This window comes from Sphingomonas sp. DMC6, assembly GCF_056314225.1.
In genome coordinates, this window is sequence record NZ_JBQUYT010000004.1 from 454,200 (window position 1) to 468,666 (window position 14,467).

A 14,467-nucleotide genomic window follows, 5' to 3' on the forward strand; every position below is an offset into this window, starting at 1 on the left:
ACGGGCGCCGCTTCTTTTAATAGGATGATATAACATACCTGAATCAATTCCGGGGATCGCAATGGCTTCCTATTCCACTCGCTCGGCGCGCGCGCCTGTTGACCGCCGCCTGCCGGTTACGGTGCTCTCCGGCTTTCTGGGCGCCGGCAAGACGACGCTGCTCAACCATATCCTCGCCAATCGCGAGGGGCGGCGCGTGGCGGTGATCGTCAACGACATGTCCGAAGTGAATATCGATGCCGATCTGGTGCGCGGCGGCGAGGCGGCGCTGTCGCGCAGCGAAGAGGCGCTGGTCGAAATGACCAATGGCTGCATCTGCTGCACGCTGCGCGATGATCTGTTGCAGGAAGTGCGTGCGCTCGCCGAAGCCGGTCGGTTCGACTATCTGGTGATCGAAGGCACCGGCATTGCCGAGCCGCTGCCGGTCGCCGCCACGTTCAGCTTCCGTGACGAGGCCGGGCAGAGCCTGGGCGATGTCGCGCGGCTGGATACGATGGTGACGGTGGTCGATGCGGTGAACCTGCTCGCCGACTATGCCAGCGAGGATTTTCTCGCCGATCGCGGGGAGTCGGCGGGCGAGGGGGACGATCGCAGCCTGGTCGGGCTGCTGGTCGAACAGATCGAGTTCGCCGATGTGGTGATCGTCAACAAGGCGAGCGACGTTGCGGCCGAGCATCTGGCGCGGGTGAAGCAGCTGGTCGCCTCGCTGAATGCCGATGCCACGATCCTCGTTGCCGACCGGGCGCAGGTGCCGCTCGACACCGTGCTGGCGACGGGGCGGTTCGACGAAGCGGCGGCGGCGCGGCGTCCGCTCTGGGCCAAGGAGCTGTACGGCTATGCCAGTCACCGACCGGAGACTGAGGAATATGGCATCGAGAGCTTTGTCTATCGCGCCCGGCGGCCGTTCCATCCGGTGCGCTTCCACCGCTTCCTGACCGAAGGCGGATTGCGCGACGTGATCCGCGCCAAGGGCCATTTCTGGCTGGCGACGCGGCCCGACTGGGTCGGTGAACTGGCGGTTGCCGGGCGCCAGACGATGACGGCGCGACTGGGCCGCTGGTGGGCCTCCGTTCCCAAGCACCATTGGCCCGCCGACGGGCGGTTCGAGGAATTTGTGCTCAAGCACTGGGACGGGGACTGGGGCGACCGGCGGCAGGAATTGGTCTTCATCGGCATCGACATGGACGCGGTGGCGATCCGTGCGGCGCTGGATGCCTGTCTGCTTCCCGACGAAGTGTTCGATCCTGTGGCGTGGCTGGGGCTGAGCGATCCCTTCCCGGCCTGGGGGCCGGCCGAGGAGCCGGTGGCAGCATGATCGCGACGCGGCTTGCGCCGGAAGCCCTGTCGACCGGGGCGGAGGAGCCCGATCCCGCGATCTGGGGGCGGGATGCGGCGACGCTTGCGGCGATCCGCCGGCCGGAAGTGGGGCTTGCGCTCTGGTGCCGTCCGCCGGTGGTCGATCTTGCCGGGGTGCCGCTGGCAGAGGTCGCCGATGTGGAGTGCGACGAATCGGATTCGCGGGTCGAGGCGCTGGTCGAGGCGGGCTATCCGGCCGAGACGGCGGCGGTGATCGGCGCCGATATGGCGGCGCTGGCGCATCGCTTCGCCGAGGTGACCGGCGACACGCGATTGTCGATGCGGCTGCAGGTGGTGGAAACCGATGCCTGCCGCAAGTTCCATGCGGACTATGTGACCTGGCGCCTGCTCACCACCTATTACGGGCCGGGTACGCAGTGGTGCCGGGTGGCGAGCCCCGACGCGGTCGCGACCATGGCCCCGGGCGAAGTCGGCATCCTCAAGGGGCGCCTGCTCCATCCGACGCCGCTGATCCTCCACCGGTCGCCGCCCATTGCCGCCGCCGGCGGGCAGCGGCTGCTGCTGGTGATCGATCCGGCCTGATGCGGGTTCAGAATACCGGCAGGTCCGCGTCGCCGTCGGTGGGGCTGTGGATGCCGCATTCGGTCTTGTCCCAGCCGCGCCAGCGCCCGGCGCGGGGGTCTTCGCCCGGCTTGACTACGCTGGTGCAGGGCGCGCAGCCGATCGACGGATAGCCTTTCGCCACCAGCGGATGGACCGGCAGCTCGTGCGCGGCGAAATAGTCGTCGAGATCGTCCTTGGTCCAGTCGGCCAGCGGGTTGATCTTCAGCCGGTCGCCTTCGATCTCGAAGCGGGGCAGGGCGGCGCGGGTGCTGGCCTGAAACGCCTTCCGCCCGGTGATCGTCGCGTCGAACCCCGCGAGCCCGGCGGCGAGCGGCTGGACCTTTCGGATGTCGCAGCAGCCATCGGGGTCGTAGGACCAGCGCAGCCCGGTCGCGTCACGCCGGGCGAGCAGTTCGGGGTCGGGGCGCAGGGTGCGCAGGTCGGTGAGCCCCAGCCGCTCGGCCAGCGCGTCGCGATAGGCGAGCGTCTCCGGGAAATGCTTGCCGGTATCGAGGAACAGCACCGGCACTGCCGGATCGACGCTGGCGACGAGATGGAGCAGTGCGGCGGACTCGGCGCCGAAGGAGGAGACGATGGCCACTTCACCGGCCATCTGCTCGGTCAGCAGCGCGTGCAGCATGTCCTGCGTGGTCGTGCCGCGGAACCGGTTGTTGAGCCGGATGGCATCGGCCTCGGCGAAACGCGGCGTTAGATCGATCCGGTCGATCTTGCGGACGGCATCAGCCATGGCGCAATTTCCACACCGGCACGGCGGCATCGGCAGCGGCCTGATAGCGATAGTCGTAGCGGTCGAGTGCGGCGGCGAGCGTTGCCGTATCGACCGGCGCGTTGGGGGCGAAGCTATCGAAGCCGCAGCGGCGCATCAGCGGGATCTGGTCGACCAGCACATCGCCCTGCGCGCGGAGCTCGCCCTTGTACCCGGCCTCGCGCAGGATGCGGGCGGTGGAATAGCCCCGCCCGTCGCGGAACGTCGGAAAGCTCACTTCGATCAGCGCGATGCGGTCGAGATGCGGGAGGAGGGCGCGGGCATCCTCGCCGGATTCGATGCGCACGGCGGTGGCGTTCGACTGGCCGAAAAAGCTGTCGAGCGTGACCGCCGGCTCGTCATGCGCCTCGTCGTCGCGGTAGCGGAGAATGTCGGTCATCAGTTCCCCTCCCGCTTGCGGGAGGGGCCAGGGGAGGGAGCGACGTGGAAGAAGCGCTGCGATGGTTCAGCCCCTCCCCCGACCCCTCCCGCAGGCGGGAGGGGAGCGAATGCTGCGAAGGCAGAGATAACCTCAACCATAAATGGCCTCCTTGAACGGGGCCATGCCGATGCGGCGATAGGTATCGACGAAGCGCTCGCCGGGCGTGCGTTCGCGGACATAGACATCCGTGGCGCGCTCGATTGCGTCGACTACGCCGTCCTCGCTGAAGCCGGGGCCGGTGATGTCGGCGAGGCTGACATCCTCCGCGCCCGAACCGCCGAGCAGCAACTGGTAGTTCTCGGTGCCTTTCCGGTCGACGCCGAGGATGCCGATATGCCCGGCATGGTGGTGGCCGCAGGCGTTGATGCAGCCGGAGATTTTGAGCTTCAGCTCGCCCAGATCTCGCTGGCGGGCGGGGTCGGCGAAGCGCTGGCTGATCTTCTGCGCGAGCGGGATCGAGCGGGCATTGGCGAGGCTGCAATAATCAAGGCCAGGGCAGGCGATGATGTCGCTGATCAGGTCGAGATTGGCCTCGGCGAGGCCGGCCTCGCGCAGCGCCTGCCAGACGGTATACAGGTCGGCCTTGCGGACATGCGGCAGCACGATGTTCTGGGCATGCGTGACGCGCAACTCGTCGAAGCTGTAGCGCTCTGCGAGGTCGGCCATCCGGTCGATCTGGTCGGCCGAGGCGTCACCCGGGATGCCGCCGATCGGCTTGAGGCTGATTGTGACGATCGCATAGCCCGGCGCCTGGTGCGTATGGACATTCTGGTCGAGCCAGACGGCGAAATCGGGATCGCTGCGGTCGACGGTGTCGGTAAGGCCGGTCTCGAACGGCGGCGGCGCGAAATGCGCGGCGATGCGGTCGAACTCAGCCTGCGGCGGATCGATACCCAGCGCCTTCACCGCGTGGAATTCTTCTTCCACCTGACGCGCATATTCTTCCGCGCCGATCGCATGGATCAGGATCTTGATCCGCGCCTTGTAGATATTGTCGCGCCGGCCATGGCGATTGTAGACGCGCAGGCACGCCTCCAGATAGCTGACGAAATCGGCGAAGGGCACGAAATCCTTGATCAGCGGCGCGATCATCGGGGTACGGCCCATGCCGCCGCCGGCATAGATACGCGCGCCGAGTTCGCCTGCGTGGTTGCGGACGATCTGGATGCCGATGTCGTGCAGCCGCATCGCTGCGCGATCGGTGTCGCTGGCGATCACCGCGATCTTGAACTTGCGCGGCAGGTAGCTGAATTCGGGGTGGAACGTGCTCCACTGGCGCAGCAGCTCCGCCCAGGGGCGCGGATCGGTAATCTCGTCGGCGGCGGCGCCGGCGAACTGGTCCGAGCTGATGTTGCGGATGCAGTTGCCGCTGGTCTGGATGGCGTGCATTTCCACTGTCGCCAGCTCGGCGAGGATGTCCGGCGCGTCCTCCAGCTTGATCCAGTTATACTGAAGGTTCTGGCGGGTGGTGAAATGGCCATAGCCGCGATCGTACTTGCGGGCGATATGCGCCAGCATGTGCATCTGCCGGCTGTCGAGTGTGCCATAGGGCACCGCTACGCGCAGCATATAGGCGTGCAGTTGCAGATAGAGCCCGTTCATCAGCCGCAGCGGCTTGAACTGGTCCTCGGGCAGGTGGCCGGCGAGGCGGCGCTGGACCTGATCACGAAATTCCTCGACCCGCGCGGCGACGATCGAGGCGTCATATTCGTCATACTTATACATGGTTCAGATCACCCAGCTTCCGGCCTGCGGGTCGGCGGGCTTGAGGGTCAGGTCCGGGCGCACCGTGGGACCGAGTGCGCGGATGCGGTCCTTGATATGGGCGGGGCGGGGGCCTTCGGGCGTGGCTGCAGCGTCGATGACATAGGGGCCGTTCACCCGCCGCGCCGCTTCTTCGACTGCGGCAAGCACGTCGCCCTTGTCGCCGACGTCGGCCGCCTCGGCGATCTGGCGGGACCAGCCTTCGCCGGTCCACCAGATCACATCGCCGGTAGGAAGGTCGTTCCCGGTCAACAACTTCATGCCTGAAATTCCTGCAACGTCTCAGCCGCGCGTGCCCAGTGCGCCAGCTTGTCCTCGGCGTCGGCGAGCTGGACCACTTCGCCCACCACGATGATCGCCGGGCTCTTCACTGCCTCGCGCTCGACCATCGGGCCGAGGTTGGCGAGCAGCGTGCGGATTGCGCGGTGTCCCGCCAACGTTGCACGCTCCAGCACGGCCACCGGCATGTCCGGGGCGATGCCGTCGGCCATCAGCTTGTCGGCGATGGCGGGCGCGGTGGCCACGCCCATGTAAATCACCAGCGTGCGGCCCTTGCCGGCCAGCCCGGCCCAGTTCTGCTCGGACAGCCCCTTGCATTGGCCGGCGACGAAGCTCACTGCGCTCGACCAGTCGCGATGGGTAAGCGGCAGCATCGCCTCGGCTGCGGCGCCCAGCGCTGCCGAAACGCCGGGGATCACTTCCACCGGCAGTCCGGCGGCACGTACCGCCTCCACTTCCTCGCCGCCGCGCCCGAAGATGAACGGGTCGCCGCCCTTCAGTCGCACGACCACCGCGCCGGTCTTCACATGCGCGACGATCAGGGCGTTGATCGATTCCTGCGGCAGCGTGTGCTTCGACCGCTGCTTGGCGACGGAGATGCGGTGGGCCTGCGGCGCCAGATCGAGCACGCGCGGATCGACCAGCCCGTCATGCACCAGCACGTCGCACGCCTTCAGCGCCTCTACGGCTCGGACAGTCAGCAGGCCGGGATCGCCAGGGCCTGCGCCGACAAGGATCACGCGGCCGCGCGAAAGGGGATCAAGAAGCGACACCATGGACTGCACATGGGCCGTACCGGCGCGCGAGGCAAAAGAGTAAGCTTTGGCCCCGGACTAGCGAAACTTTCGCGTTTCGCCTGCCGCTATGCGTCGCGCAGCCCGACGCCCATTGCCGCACGGGCCTGTTCGGACTCCGAAGACACGACCGGATAGGCGCAATAGTCCGCAGCATAATAGGCGCTCGGGCGATGATTGCCCGACCAGCCGATGCCGCCGAACGGGGCCGACGAACTGGCGCCGTTGGTCGGCTTGTTCCAGTTGACGATGCCCGCGCGGATATTCGCCCAGAACTTGTCGTAGAGGTGCGGATCCTGGCTGATCAGGCTGGCTGACAGGCCGTAACGCGTGTCGTTCGCCTCGGCGATCGCGTCGTCGAAGCTCGCCTTGCGGAACACCTGCAGCACGGGACCGAACAGTTCCACGTCCACCTTTTCGCGCGCCTCGGTCATGTCGATCACGCCCGGCGTCAGGAACGGGCGCGTTTCGATCAGCCGTGCCATGTGCCGGATCGGCCGGCCGCCCATGGTGAGCAGCGCGACAAAGCTTTCGGTCAGCATGTCGGCCGTGTCATTGTCGATCACCGGACCCATGAAGGGCTGCGGATCGGCATGCGGCTCGGCGATGATCAGGCGGCCGATCAGCCGGTTGAGTTCGCTCATCAGCGGATCGTACAGCTTTTCGTCGACGATCAGCCGGCGCGCCGCCGTGCAGCGCTGGCCGGCGGTGGTGAAGGCCGATTGCACCACCAGCACCGCCGCAGAATAGAGATCGGGCGTATCCCACACGACAATGGGATTGTTGCCGCCCATCTCCAGCGCCAGGATCTTTTCCGGTCGCGTGGCGAACTGGCGGTTGAGCGCGATACCGGTATTCGCCGATCCGGTGAACAGCAGCCCGTCGATATCGGCATGGCCCGCCAGTGCGCGCCCCTCGTTGGGGCCGCCGACCAGAAGGCGCACGCAGCCCTCGGGAATGCCGGCAGCGTGATAGCAATCGACCAGGAAGGCACCCGAGGCGGGAGTCTTTTCGGAAGGCTTGAAGACCACCGCGTTCCCCGCCAGCAGTGCGGGGACGATGTGGCCGTTCGGCAGATGCGCCGGGAAATTATAGGGCCCGAGCACCGCCAGCACGCCATGCGGCTTGTGCCGCAGCGCCAACCGCGTGTTCATCGGCGCTTCGATGCGGCGCTGGCCGGTGCGTTCGGAATAGGCGGTCACCGAAACGTCGACCTTGGCGATCACCGTTTCGACTTCAGTCCGCGCTTCCCACAGCGGCTTGCCGGTTTCCCGAGCGAGCAGATCGGTGAACTTGTCCGCCCGTTGCCGCACGACATTGGCAAAGCGGCGCAGCGCCTCGATGCGATAGGCGAGCGGGCGCGCAGCCCAGTCGGCCCAGCTCTTGCGGGCGATCGCCACTTCGGTATCCGCATCGCCGACGGCCTGACGCCACAGCACTGCGCCGGTGGCCGGCTCGGTAGAGATAATTTCCTGTCCCGACATCAGGATCTGTTTTCTTTACCACTTGGGGAGGGAAAAGGGTGACGCATGCGCTCTTGCACCAAAATACGGGACTAGGCCAGAGCTTCGCCCATCTCGCGAACCATGCGGATCTTTTCGTATAGCGGTTGCCAGTCGTCCCGTTCCGCGATGACCGACCAGAGCGACTCGACTTCGTCGATGAGCATCGTGCAGGGTTCTCCTTGCCAATACCGGTGCTCGCGGCTTTTGCGCGAGCGATAGGGCGCCATCTGCGCCCGCACTTCGGCGAAGGGCGCACCGTAGGAATCGGGCAGTGCGCCGCCGAACGCATCGAAATAAAACCGGTCGATCGGCGTGCCGGTTTCGTGGAGCACCCGTTGCACGTGCACCGCCAGCGCCCGGTCCTCCGCCTCACCGCGCGGTACCAGCCCCAGCCGCCACAGGATCGCGCTGGCTTCCTCGCGCTGATAAATGTCCGGGAAGCTGTTCAGCGCCTCGACCAGCGGCGCCTCTTCCTCGATCAGTCGCAGCGAGATGGCGAGCTGCATCACGTCCCAATAGATTGCCTCGGCCTGGCGGCCATAGGCATAGAGGCCGCCCTGGTCGAAGTAGGCGGCGACAAAATGCGGCGCCCAGATCGGCGTGAAGCGCCACGGGCCATAGTCGAAGCTCTCACCCGTGACGTTGATATTGTCGCTGTTGAGCACGCCGTGGACAAAACCCGCTGCCATGAACCGGGCCGCCATGCGCGCCGTGCGGCGGACGACATGGGAGACCAGCCGCGCGGGGGCGTCCGACCCTGCTTCCTCGCCATAATAATGGCGCAGCACGTAGGCTGTTAGTTGTCGCAGCCCGTCTTCGTCGCTCGCATGGGCCAGCCGCTGGAAAGTGCCGATACGGATATGGCCGTGGCTGAGCCGTACCAGCACCGAGGAGCGGGTGGGGGAGGGCTCATCGCCGCGATGGAGCGATTCGCCGGTTTCGATCAGCGAGAAGGTGCGGGAGGTTTCGACGCCCAGCGCCTCCAGCATTTCGGTCGCCAGTATCTCGCGCACACCACCTTTCAGCGTCAGCCGGCCATCGCCGAAGCGGCTATAGGGTGTCTGGCCGGACCCCTTGGTACCCAGATCCATCAGCCGGCCGCGGTCGTCGGTCATCTGCGCGAACAGGAACCCGCGGCCATCGCCGATTTCGGGATTGTACACGCGGAACTGGTGGCCGTGATAGCGCAGCGCCAGCGGCTGGGGCAGGCTGCCCGAAAGCGGCTCGAAGCGGCCGAAACGGGCAATCCACGCCGCGTCGTCGAGCTGGTCGAGCCCCACGCTTGCGGCTGCGCGGTCGTTACGGAAACGCAGGATCGCCTGCGGGAAGTGCGCAGGGGTCACCGGATCGTAGAAGCCATCCCCCAGTTCGAGGATCGCCTGTTGCGGAGCGAAGGCCATAAGGCGATATGGGGCGCGATGGGTGAGCGGCGCAACTATTCCGATGGCTATTGGTGGTCGAAAGACGGCCTGCGGCTGCATTATCGCGATTATCCAGGCCGGAGCGACCGGCCGCCGCTGATCTGTTTTCCAGGGTTGACGCGCAATGCGCGCGACTATGCCGGGCTCGCCGAGCGGCTGGCAGGCGAATGGCGCGTGCTGTGCATCGAGTTCCGAGGACGGGGCGACAGCGCCTACGCCAAGGACACGATGACCTATGTGCCGCTCGTCTATCTGCAGGATGTCGAGGCGCTGCTTGCCGAACTGAAGATCGACAAGTTCGTCGCCGTGGGAACCTCGCTGGGCGGTATCGTGACGCTGCTGCTGGCGGCGACCGATGGCGGCAAGCTGGCGGGCACGCTTCTTAACGATGTCGGCCCGGTGATCGAACCGGTGGGGCTGGCGCGCATTCGCACCTATGTCGGCAAGCCGGTCTGGTATCCTACCTGGATGCACGCGGCGCGCGGCGTCGCGGAGGCGAATGGCGATGTCTATCCCGACTATGGCATCGAAGACTGGCTGGCGATGGCGAAGCGGCTGCACCGGGTGAACAGCCAGGGCCGCATCGTTCTGGACTATGACATGAAGATCGCCGATCCGCTCCGCGTGCCGGGCAATGAGGCGGGGCCGGACATGTGGCCAACCATGGACGCGCTCGCCGGGCGGCCGCTGCTGATTGTGCGCGGCGAGCGGTCGGACATATTGAGCGCCGAGACCGCAGAAAAGATGCGCGCCCGGGTGCCGGGCGCGGAGCTGGTCACGGTGCCGGGTGTAGGCCATGCGCCGACGCTTGAGGAGCCGGTCGCCGTTGCGGCACTGGCCACGATGCTGGGCAAGATCGCCTAGCGACCATTTTGCCAGCGGGAACGTCAGTCGGCTTCGCGTTCCTCGATCAGCGCGCTCAGCCACTGGGCGATCGCGCTATGGGCGGGCGGGGTGATCGTCAGATGCGCGCGCCGGCGGTCCACCGGATCGGTCGTCCGGACGACCAGCCCTTCCTCTTCCAGATGCGAAACCCAGCGGAGCGCCGTCGATGTAGGTACCGCTGCGGCAATGCAGGCGCTCGATACCGACACCGGCTTGCCTTCAACATGGGCGGCGAAAAGGTCGAGCAGCATGTCCCAGGCGGGATCGGCGAACATCGGCGTGCTGAACAGCGTGTCGCGCAACCGCCGCAGACGCAGATAGCCGCGCGCGGCGCGGGCAAGCTCGGCATCCTCATGGCGCCGGCGGGAGCGACTGAGCGGGCTCACGCCCGGGAAGCTGCCGGGACGCCCGGGCGACAGGGGGTGAAATTCACGCATTTGTGTCACTGTGCGGTGTCCACTCGGTTTTGGAGGGAGCGGGGCGAGGCAGCGGCCGGTTTTGCTCGCGGCGATCCAGCGTGGCACCCAGTGCCATGGTGACCACGATCAGGACGCCCCAGAAGCTTTCGAGCCCGCGATAGATGGCGGGCGTGTGATGCGGCACGACGAGTGCGGTGACGTGCGCCAGCACGCCGTTCATCTGGAATCCGGAGATCCAGATCGGCCACCAGCGGCGGCTGCGAAACATGATCGTGCCAAAACCCAGCAGCAAGGCACCATCCAGATAGAGTTTGAAGCCCGGCGAGGTGGCGAGCAGCATGTCGATCGACCCGACGGCACGACCGATCGCGATCGCCAGAACCGTCAGGAGTGCTGCCCATCGGCCTTCCCAACCTCCGTTGATTGCGGCGATGGCGCAGCAGAGCCCCGCCAGCGCGATGAAGAACACTACGACGAGCATGGCCAGACCGGTTCCTGCTGTAGACGATGCGGCCTGGCCATGTTCTCTCGCTCAGAGCGCCGCGACGGGCTGTGCGGCGGCAGGCAGTTCCGCCCCGGTAAAGGTAGGCTTCAACGGGTTGTCGCAGCCGATATCGACCGTCTCCAAGTTGCTGTCGCGCTTCAGCACGTTCACCCGCTTGACCAGATCGACCATGTCGTTGCGTCCCTTGACGACATTGGTGAGACCGGCGGCTGCGCTGTCATAGAGGCGCTGGCTCTCGATGGCGTTGAGCTGCGAGGCGCGGGCGGTTTCGACGAGCGCGCCGAGCAGACGGGCGCCGTTCACCAGCGCATCGTCCACCGATCCGAGCGTCGAACGAATATCCTCGGCAATGACCATCGCCGAGCCTTTGTCGAACGTGTGCATGTTGAGTCTCCCCCTGCTCGCCGGCAGCGACGAGCGCGTGTTGCCGATGCGTGGTCCGGCTTCAGAACACCGTGAGAAGACCTATGAACGTAGTAAGTATCGCCAGCAGTATAATAACGCCGGTTGCCCCGATACGAAATGCGTAAACAGATTTCTCGGTAACGCTAAGGTTATTAAGTGTTCCGCCGACAGGAATTGGAAGCAGAAAGTCTCGCGCCCTCTTCCATCCGGTCCACGTCTTGGTTGTGGCGGGTTCTGGCTCGACAGCAAGGCCCTGTGATTGCGATTGTAAATTTTGCGATGTGTCCAGTTGCAGAAAAATGCGCGCCGCTTCGCGCCGGTTGGAGGCGCCCAGCACGGCCATGGCGTCGGTCAGATAGGTATCCACCGACCGGGGGGAGAGGCCAATTTCCTGCGCGATCTCTTTCGACGACATGCCGCGTGCCACGAGGATCAGACACGCCTTTTGCCGTTCAGATAGAGAAGGGGGGGTCGACAAAGAAGTTCTCCAGGCGAATGGTCCGATTCGGGGCTGCCCGGTGCGGGCTGCGCAAGGCGGTCATTCGCCGGGCGGCATTCTGCGCTGGTACCCTTGTGGGCCAGGACCGGCGGGTTCGGAGCGCGACGACAGCTCGACCAGCAGGTCGAGTCCGTGCTGCAGGTGGCAGGCGGGAGCGAGTAACCGGAGTGCATCGCAGATGGCGAGCGCATCCCGTACCCGCGAAATCGCGGATTCCACGGTAACCGGAACGGCGTCATGGTTCGTCATAGGGTCGGTCGCAATAGCGGGCGGGGGGCCCCGATACGACCGCTATTAGACGCAGCCTGTGGGTCTTGGCTATTCCCCCAGCACCATTTCGGGCGGAGATTCCCCCGGTGCCGAACGCGAAAACGCCCCGGCCGCGAAGGGCCGGGGCGTAGCTTCCCTTATCGGGCGGTTATTCGGCGGCGTTGTTCACTTCGCCCTTGCCCATCGCCGAGACCAGGGCGCTGCCCGAGCCGGTGAAGTTGGCGGCCGGCAGGGTGGCGGTGCCCTTCTTGGTGCGGACCAGCACCTGCTGGACGGCACCCGATGCGTTCGAGCGGACCGACTGGACCGTGCCGATCACCTTGCCGCGTGCATCGGTAACAGGCATCCCTGCCGAAACCGGGAAGGCCATGTTGCCCTGCGCTGCGGCTGAACCGGCGCTCGCCAGGCTCAGGGCACGGCCGGCGGTCGCGTTGGCTGCCCCGTTCGCTGCGCCGTTTGCCGTGGCGGAAAGCGCGGCAGGGCTGGGCAGTGCGTTGCGGGCCTGGCTCACTGTACCGCTGGCAGTGCCCTGAACGCGGCCGGCAGCATTGCCTGCAACTGCCTGAGTGCGCTCGACTGCCGTGCCTGCCGCGTCACGGGTACGGCTGACAGCTGCGCCGGCCACGTCCCGGGTGCGGCTGACGGTAGCGCCCGCCACGTCGCGGGTCCGGCTGACGGCCGCGCCGGCCGCATCGCGAGTCCGGCCCGCAGCGGTGGCTGCGGCATCGCGAGTCGTGCCAACCGCGCTGCGCGTCGCGCCGCGGACGGCGTCCGTGCCGATCAGCTGGGCATCCATGTTCGTGCTGCGGCTGGTCGAACCGGAGAGGGTGCCACTGGTGGCGCGGTCGCCGATGCGGGCAGTGTTGGTCACCGTGCCGTCGATCGAGCTGTCGTTGGAGGCGTGCACGCGGCCCTTTCGGACATCGACGCTGCGTTCGCTGCGGGTTGACCCTTCCAGTGCGCCGCCGAATTCGTCGCCGGCGCGGGGCAGGTGGCGCGTCGGAGCGTCGAGCATACCGCCCATCGAGCCCATGCCCGAGCCGCCCAGATTGCCCATGCCGTTGCCGAGCGTGCCGCCCATCATGCCACCCAGGCCGCCACCGGCATGGCCGCCAAGCAACTGTGCCGAAGCGGGGGTCGCCGCGAGAGCGAGAGCGAGGAAAGCGCTGGTACCGAGGAACTTGATCATCTTCATTCTCCCAATGAAACTGCTGACACTGGGAGAACGGAACCCGGATCGCGTTTAATCCCGGGCCCCGAAAATTTTTTTCAGGGCGCCGGAGTCCGGCAGGTTTCGCATAGCACACCGCGACCGAAACGCGGGCCTGCCTTGCGTGCGGTGGCGTCGGTTTGCGTCAGCGCCCGTGCCCGCAGGGCTGCGTCGGGCGCGCTATAGAAGCGCGCGATGACGGCAGCCGCCAGCGGTGCCGCGAAAGAGGTGCCGCGCACCCGCATCGGCGTGCCGCTGGCCGCCATGGCCAGCATGTCTGCCCCCGGTGCCGCATAGTCCAGATGTGTCGCACGCCCCGCTTCGATCAGCGGGCGGCCGCGGCCGTCGATGCCGGTAACGGCGATAACGCCGGGATAAGAGGCGGGATAGGCGGGCGGCGCGGCCGGGCCGTCATTGCCGACCGCTGCGACGATCACCAGCCCGCGTGCCTGGGCGGCGGCGACGACCCTGCCCAGCAAAGGGTTGCCCGGCCCGACCAGGCTGATCGTCACGACGCCCACGCGATTCTGCACCATCCAGCCGATCGCCTTGGCGATGGCGGTTGCGCTGCCGCCGGCAGGATCGCTGCCATAGACATCGGCGGAGGCGATCCGCGCGCCCGGCAGTCCCCCGCGTATCGCGCCGGCCCCGGTAATAAGCGAGGCTACGGCGGTGCCGTGGTCGTTGTTGCGCGGCGCACCGGTCGCAAATCCTGCGCGCAGCGTGGCGCCGGCGACGCCGCCGTCGATCACGCCTACCAGCGGACCAGTGCCGGCGGCCGGCGGTGCAGGACGCGCAGGCACCTTGCCGCTGGGGGCATGGAGCTGGTCTGCGCTCACTTCTCTTGCGCCAAGCTTGCGCAATTCGCGAATCGCGGTCGAGAGCGAGCGCCCGTCGGGCGTTCCGAAACGCACGAAGCCGACGCCCAGAAGATCGCCGCGCTCGAGGATATGATAGCCTTTTGCAGTGGCAGCGCTGATCAGCGCGTCGCTGGGATCGTCTACCACCACTTCGCCCGCGCGCGCAGGGAAGCCCTGCGGGTCGAGCGCGATCTCGCGCGGATGGTCGCGCACCAGTTGTCGCACCGTGGCCTGACGTGCCTCCTCAAGGCGCTGCGCGGCCTGGCTGGTTATGGTCTCCACATCCTGTCGAACCCGCCCCAGCAGCGTGCCGGGCGTGGGCAATCCGGGCAGCTCCTGTATTTTGGGAAGTTCGGGCGGGCCGGGAATGCCGGCTGGCCCGGGGAGCCCGGACGCGCCCGGAAAGCCGGGGCCGAACTGGGCATGGGCGGGGGCAGCCCAGGCGAGCGTGACGAGCAGCGGCAGGCAGGAACGGAATCGCATCGGAACACTCTTGCATGAAAATCGGATCATGGGGATGAAA

17 protein-coding genes are annotated in these 14,467 nt (G+C 66.7%); 3 read left to right on the forward strand and 14 right to left on the reverse strand.

The features are described from left to right. The first annotated feature begins 61 nt into the window (after positions 1-61). Entirely contained in the window at positions 62-1,315 is a 1,254-nt protein-coding gene (locus tag ACT53M_RS12715; protein ID WP_476233785.1) for a GTP-binding protein, read from the forward strand. Then, positions 1,312-1,899, forward strand: coding sequence for a DUF1826 domain-containing protein (locus ACT53M_RS12720; protein WP_476233787.1), 588 nt, complete (start codon positions 1,312-1,314; stop codon positions 1,897-1,899). Before ACT53M_RS12715 ends, ACT53M_RS12720 begins: the two co-directional genes overlap by 4 nt. A gap of 7 nt (positions 1,900-1,906) precedes the next feature. Here the strand turns inward: ACT53M_RS12720 and ACT53M_RS12725 are convergent, their stop codons facing one another. The 7 genes from ACT53M_RS12725 to ACT53M_RS12755 form a co-directional block, all read right to left on the reverse strand. After that, positions 1,907-2,668: a phosphoadenylyl-sulfate reductase gene (locus ACT53M_RS12725; protein WP_476233789.1), complete on the reverse strand. Its 762-nt coding sequence runs from the start codon at positions 2,666-2,668 to the stop codon at positions 1,907-1,909. Next, a complete protein-coding gene (locus ACT53M_RS12730; RefSeq protein ID WP_476233790.1) occupies positions 2,661-3,086 on the reverse strand; it encodes a DUF934 domain-containing protein in 426 nt (141 codons plus the stop codon). The genes ACT53M_RS12725 and ACT53M_RS12730 overlap by 8 nt, the downstream gene beginning before the upstream one ends. A gap of 132 nt (positions 3,087-3,218) precedes the next feature. Continuing rightward, on the reverse strand, positions 3,219-4,853 hold the full coding sequence (locus ACT53M_RS12735) for a nitrite/sulfite reductase (protein WP_476233792.1): 1,635 nt from the start codon (positions 4,851-4,853) through the stop codon (positions 3,219-3,221). Between the two features lie 3 nt (positions 4,854-4,856). Further along, positions 4,857-5,153: a DUF2849 domain-containing protein gene (locus ACT53M_RS12740; protein WP_476233793.1), complete on the reverse strand. Its 297-nt coding sequence runs from the start codon at positions 5,151-5,153 to the stop codon at positions 4,857-4,859. Then, the gene (cobA, locus tag ACT53M_RS12745; protein ID WP_476233795.1) at positions 5,150-5,947 is read right to left on the reverse strand and encodes a uroporphyrinogen-III C-methyltransferase; all 798 of its coding nucleotides are present in this window, start codon (positions 5,945-5,947) and stop codon (positions 5,150-5,152) included. Before cobA ends, ACT53M_RS12740 begins: the two co-directional genes overlap by 4 nt. 86 nt (positions 5,948-6,033) lie before the next feature. Then, positions 6,034-7,449, reverse strand: coding sequence for a succinylglutamate-semialdehyde dehydrogenase (gene astD, locus ACT53M_RS12750; protein WP_476233797.1), 1,416 nt, complete (start codon positions 7,447-7,449; stop codon positions 6,034-6,036). Between the two features lie 71 nt (positions 7,450-7,520). Then, positions 7,521-8,870, reverse strand: coding sequence for a protein adenylyltransferase SelO family protein (locus ACT53M_RS12755; RefSeq protein ID WP_476233799.1), 1,350 nt, complete (start codon positions 8,868-8,870; stop codon positions 7,521-7,523). 18 nt (positions 8,871-8,888) lie between these two features. Here ACT53M_RS12755 and ACT53M_RS12760 point away from each other — a divergent pair, with 18 nt between their 5' ends. After that, on the forward strand, positions 8,889-9,755 hold the full coding sequence (locus ACT53M_RS12760) for an alpha/beta fold hydrolase (RefSeq protein ID WP_476233801.1): 867 nt from the start codon (positions 8,889-8,891) through the stop codon (positions 9,753-9,755). A 23-nt stretch (positions 9,756-9,778) separates the two neighbouring features. Here the strand turns inward: ACT53M_RS12760 and ACT53M_RS12765 are convergent, their stop codons facing one another. From ACT53M_RS12765 to ACT53M_RS12795, 7 genes are all read right to left on the reverse strand, one after another. Beyond that, entirely contained in the window at positions 9,779-10,213 is a 435-nt protein-coding gene (locus ACT53M_RS12765) for a hypothetical protein (RefSeq protein ID WP_476233803.1), read from the reverse strand. Continuing rightward, positions 10,206-10,676, reverse strand: a complete 471-nt coding sequence (locus tag ACT53M_RS12770; RefSeq protein WP_476233805.1) for a hypothetical protein — start codon at positions 10,674-10,676, stop codon at positions 10,206-10,208. The genes ACT53M_RS12765 and ACT53M_RS12770 overlap by 8 nt, the downstream gene beginning before the upstream one ends. Before the next feature lie 51 nt (positions 10,677-10,727). Continuing rightward, complete coding sequence (locus tag ACT53M_RS12775) at positions 10,728-11,084, reverse strand: hypothetical protein (RefSeq protein ID WP_476233806.1); 357 nt, start codon at positions 11,082-11,084, stop codon at positions 10,728-10,730. Between the two features lie 61 nt (positions 11,085-11,145). Beyond that, on the reverse strand, positions 11,146-11,583 hold the full coding sequence (locus tag ACT53M_RS12780; RefSeq protein WP_476233807.1) for a helix-turn-helix domain-containing protein: 438 nt from the start codon (positions 11,581-11,583) through the stop codon (positions 11,146-11,148). 60 nt (positions 11,584-11,643) lie between these two features. Further along, entirely contained in the window at positions 11,644-11,853 is a 210-nt protein-coding gene (locus ACT53M_RS12785; RefSeq protein WP_476233809.1) for a hypothetical protein, read from the reverse strand. Positions 11,854-12,022: 169 nt separating this feature from the next. Further along, positions 12,023-13,063 (reverse strand): hypothetical protein, encoded by a 1,041-nt coding sequence (locus tag ACT53M_RS12790; RefSeq protein WP_476233810.1) that lies wholly within the window; start codon positions 13,061-13,063, stop codon positions 12,023-12,025. Positions 13,064-13,143: 80 nt separating this feature from the next. Beyond that, positions 13,144-14,427, reverse strand: coding sequence for a S8 family serine peptidase (locus ACT53M_RS12795; RefSeq protein ID WP_476233812.1), 1,284 nt, complete (start codon positions 14,425-14,427; stop codon positions 13,144-13,146). Between the last annotated feature and the right edge of the window lie 40 nt (positions 14,428-14,467).

What these genes read in the sequence shown, in the direction of transcription:
- ACT53M_RS12740 (WP_476233793.1), bottom strand. Translation starts at nt 5,153, where the DNA reads ATGAAGTTGTTGACCGGGAACGACCTTCCTACCGGCGATGTGATCTGG.
- cobA (WP_476233795.1), bottom strand. Translation starts at nt 5,947, where the DNA reads ATGGTGTCGCTTCTTGATCCCCTTTCGCGCGGCCGCGTGATCCTTGTC.
- ACT53M_RS12725 (WP_476233789.1), bottom strand. Translation starts at nt 2,668, where the DNA reads ATGGCTGATGCCGTCCGCAAGATCGACCGGATCGATCTAACGCCGCGT.
- ACT53M_RS12790 (WP_476233810.1), bottom strand. Translation starts at nt 13,063, where the DNA reads ATGATCAAGTTCCTCGGTACCAGCGCTTTCCTCGCTCTCGCTCTCGCG.
- ACT53M_RS12730 (WP_476233790.1), bottom strand. Translation starts at nt 3,086, where the DNA reads ATGACCGACATTCTCCGCTACCGCGACGACGAGGCGCATGACGAGCCG.
- ACT53M_RS12770 (WP_476233805.1), bottom strand. Translation starts at nt 10,676, where the DNA reads ATGCTCGTCGTAGTGTTCTTCATCGCGCTGGCGGGGCTCTGCTGCGCC.
- ACT53M_RS12775 (WP_476233806.1), bottom strand. Translation starts at nt 11,084, where the DNA reads ATGCACACGTTCGACAAAGGCTCGGCGATGGTCATTGCCGAGGATATT.
- ACT53M_RS12760 (WP_476233801.1), top strand. Translation starts at nt 8,889, where the DNA reads ATGGGTGAGCGGCGCAACTATTCCGATGGCTATTGGTGGTCGAAAGAC.
- ACT53M_RS12735 (WP_476233792.1), bottom strand. Translation starts at nt 4,853, where the DNA reads ATGTATAAGTATGACGAATATGACGCCTCGATCGTCGCCGCGCGGGTC.
- ACT53M_RS12785 (WP_476233809.1), bottom strand. Translation starts at nt 11,853, where the DNA reads ATGACGAACCATGACGCCGTTCCGGTTACCGTGGAATCCGCGATTTCG.
- ACT53M_RS12715 (WP_476233785.1), top strand. Translation starts at nt 62, where the DNA reads ATGGCTTCCTATTCCACTCGCTCGGCGCGCGCGCCTGTTGACCGCCGC.
- ACT53M_RS12765 (WP_476233803.1), bottom strand. Translation starts at nt 10,213, where the DNA reads ATGCGTGAATTTCACCCCCTGTCGCCCGGGCGTCCCGGCAGCTTCCCG.
- ACT53M_RS12720 (WP_476233787.1), top strand. Translation starts at nt 1,312, where the DNA reads ATGATCGCGACGCGGCTTGCGCCGGAAGCCCTGTCGACCGGGGCGGAG.
- ACT53M_RS12755 (WP_476233799.1), bottom strand. Translation starts at nt 8,870, where the DNA reads ATGGCCTTCGCTCCGCAACAGGCGATCCTCGAACTGGGGGATGGCTTC.
- astD (WP_476233797.1), bottom strand. Translation starts at nt 7,449, where the DNA reads ATGTCGGGACAGGAAATTATCTCTACCGAGCCGGCCACCGGCGCAGTG.
- ACT53M_RS12795 (WP_476233812.1), bottom strand. Translation starts at nt 14,427, where the DNA reads ATGCGATTCCGTTCCTGCCTGCCGCTGCTCGTCACGCTCGCCTGGGCT.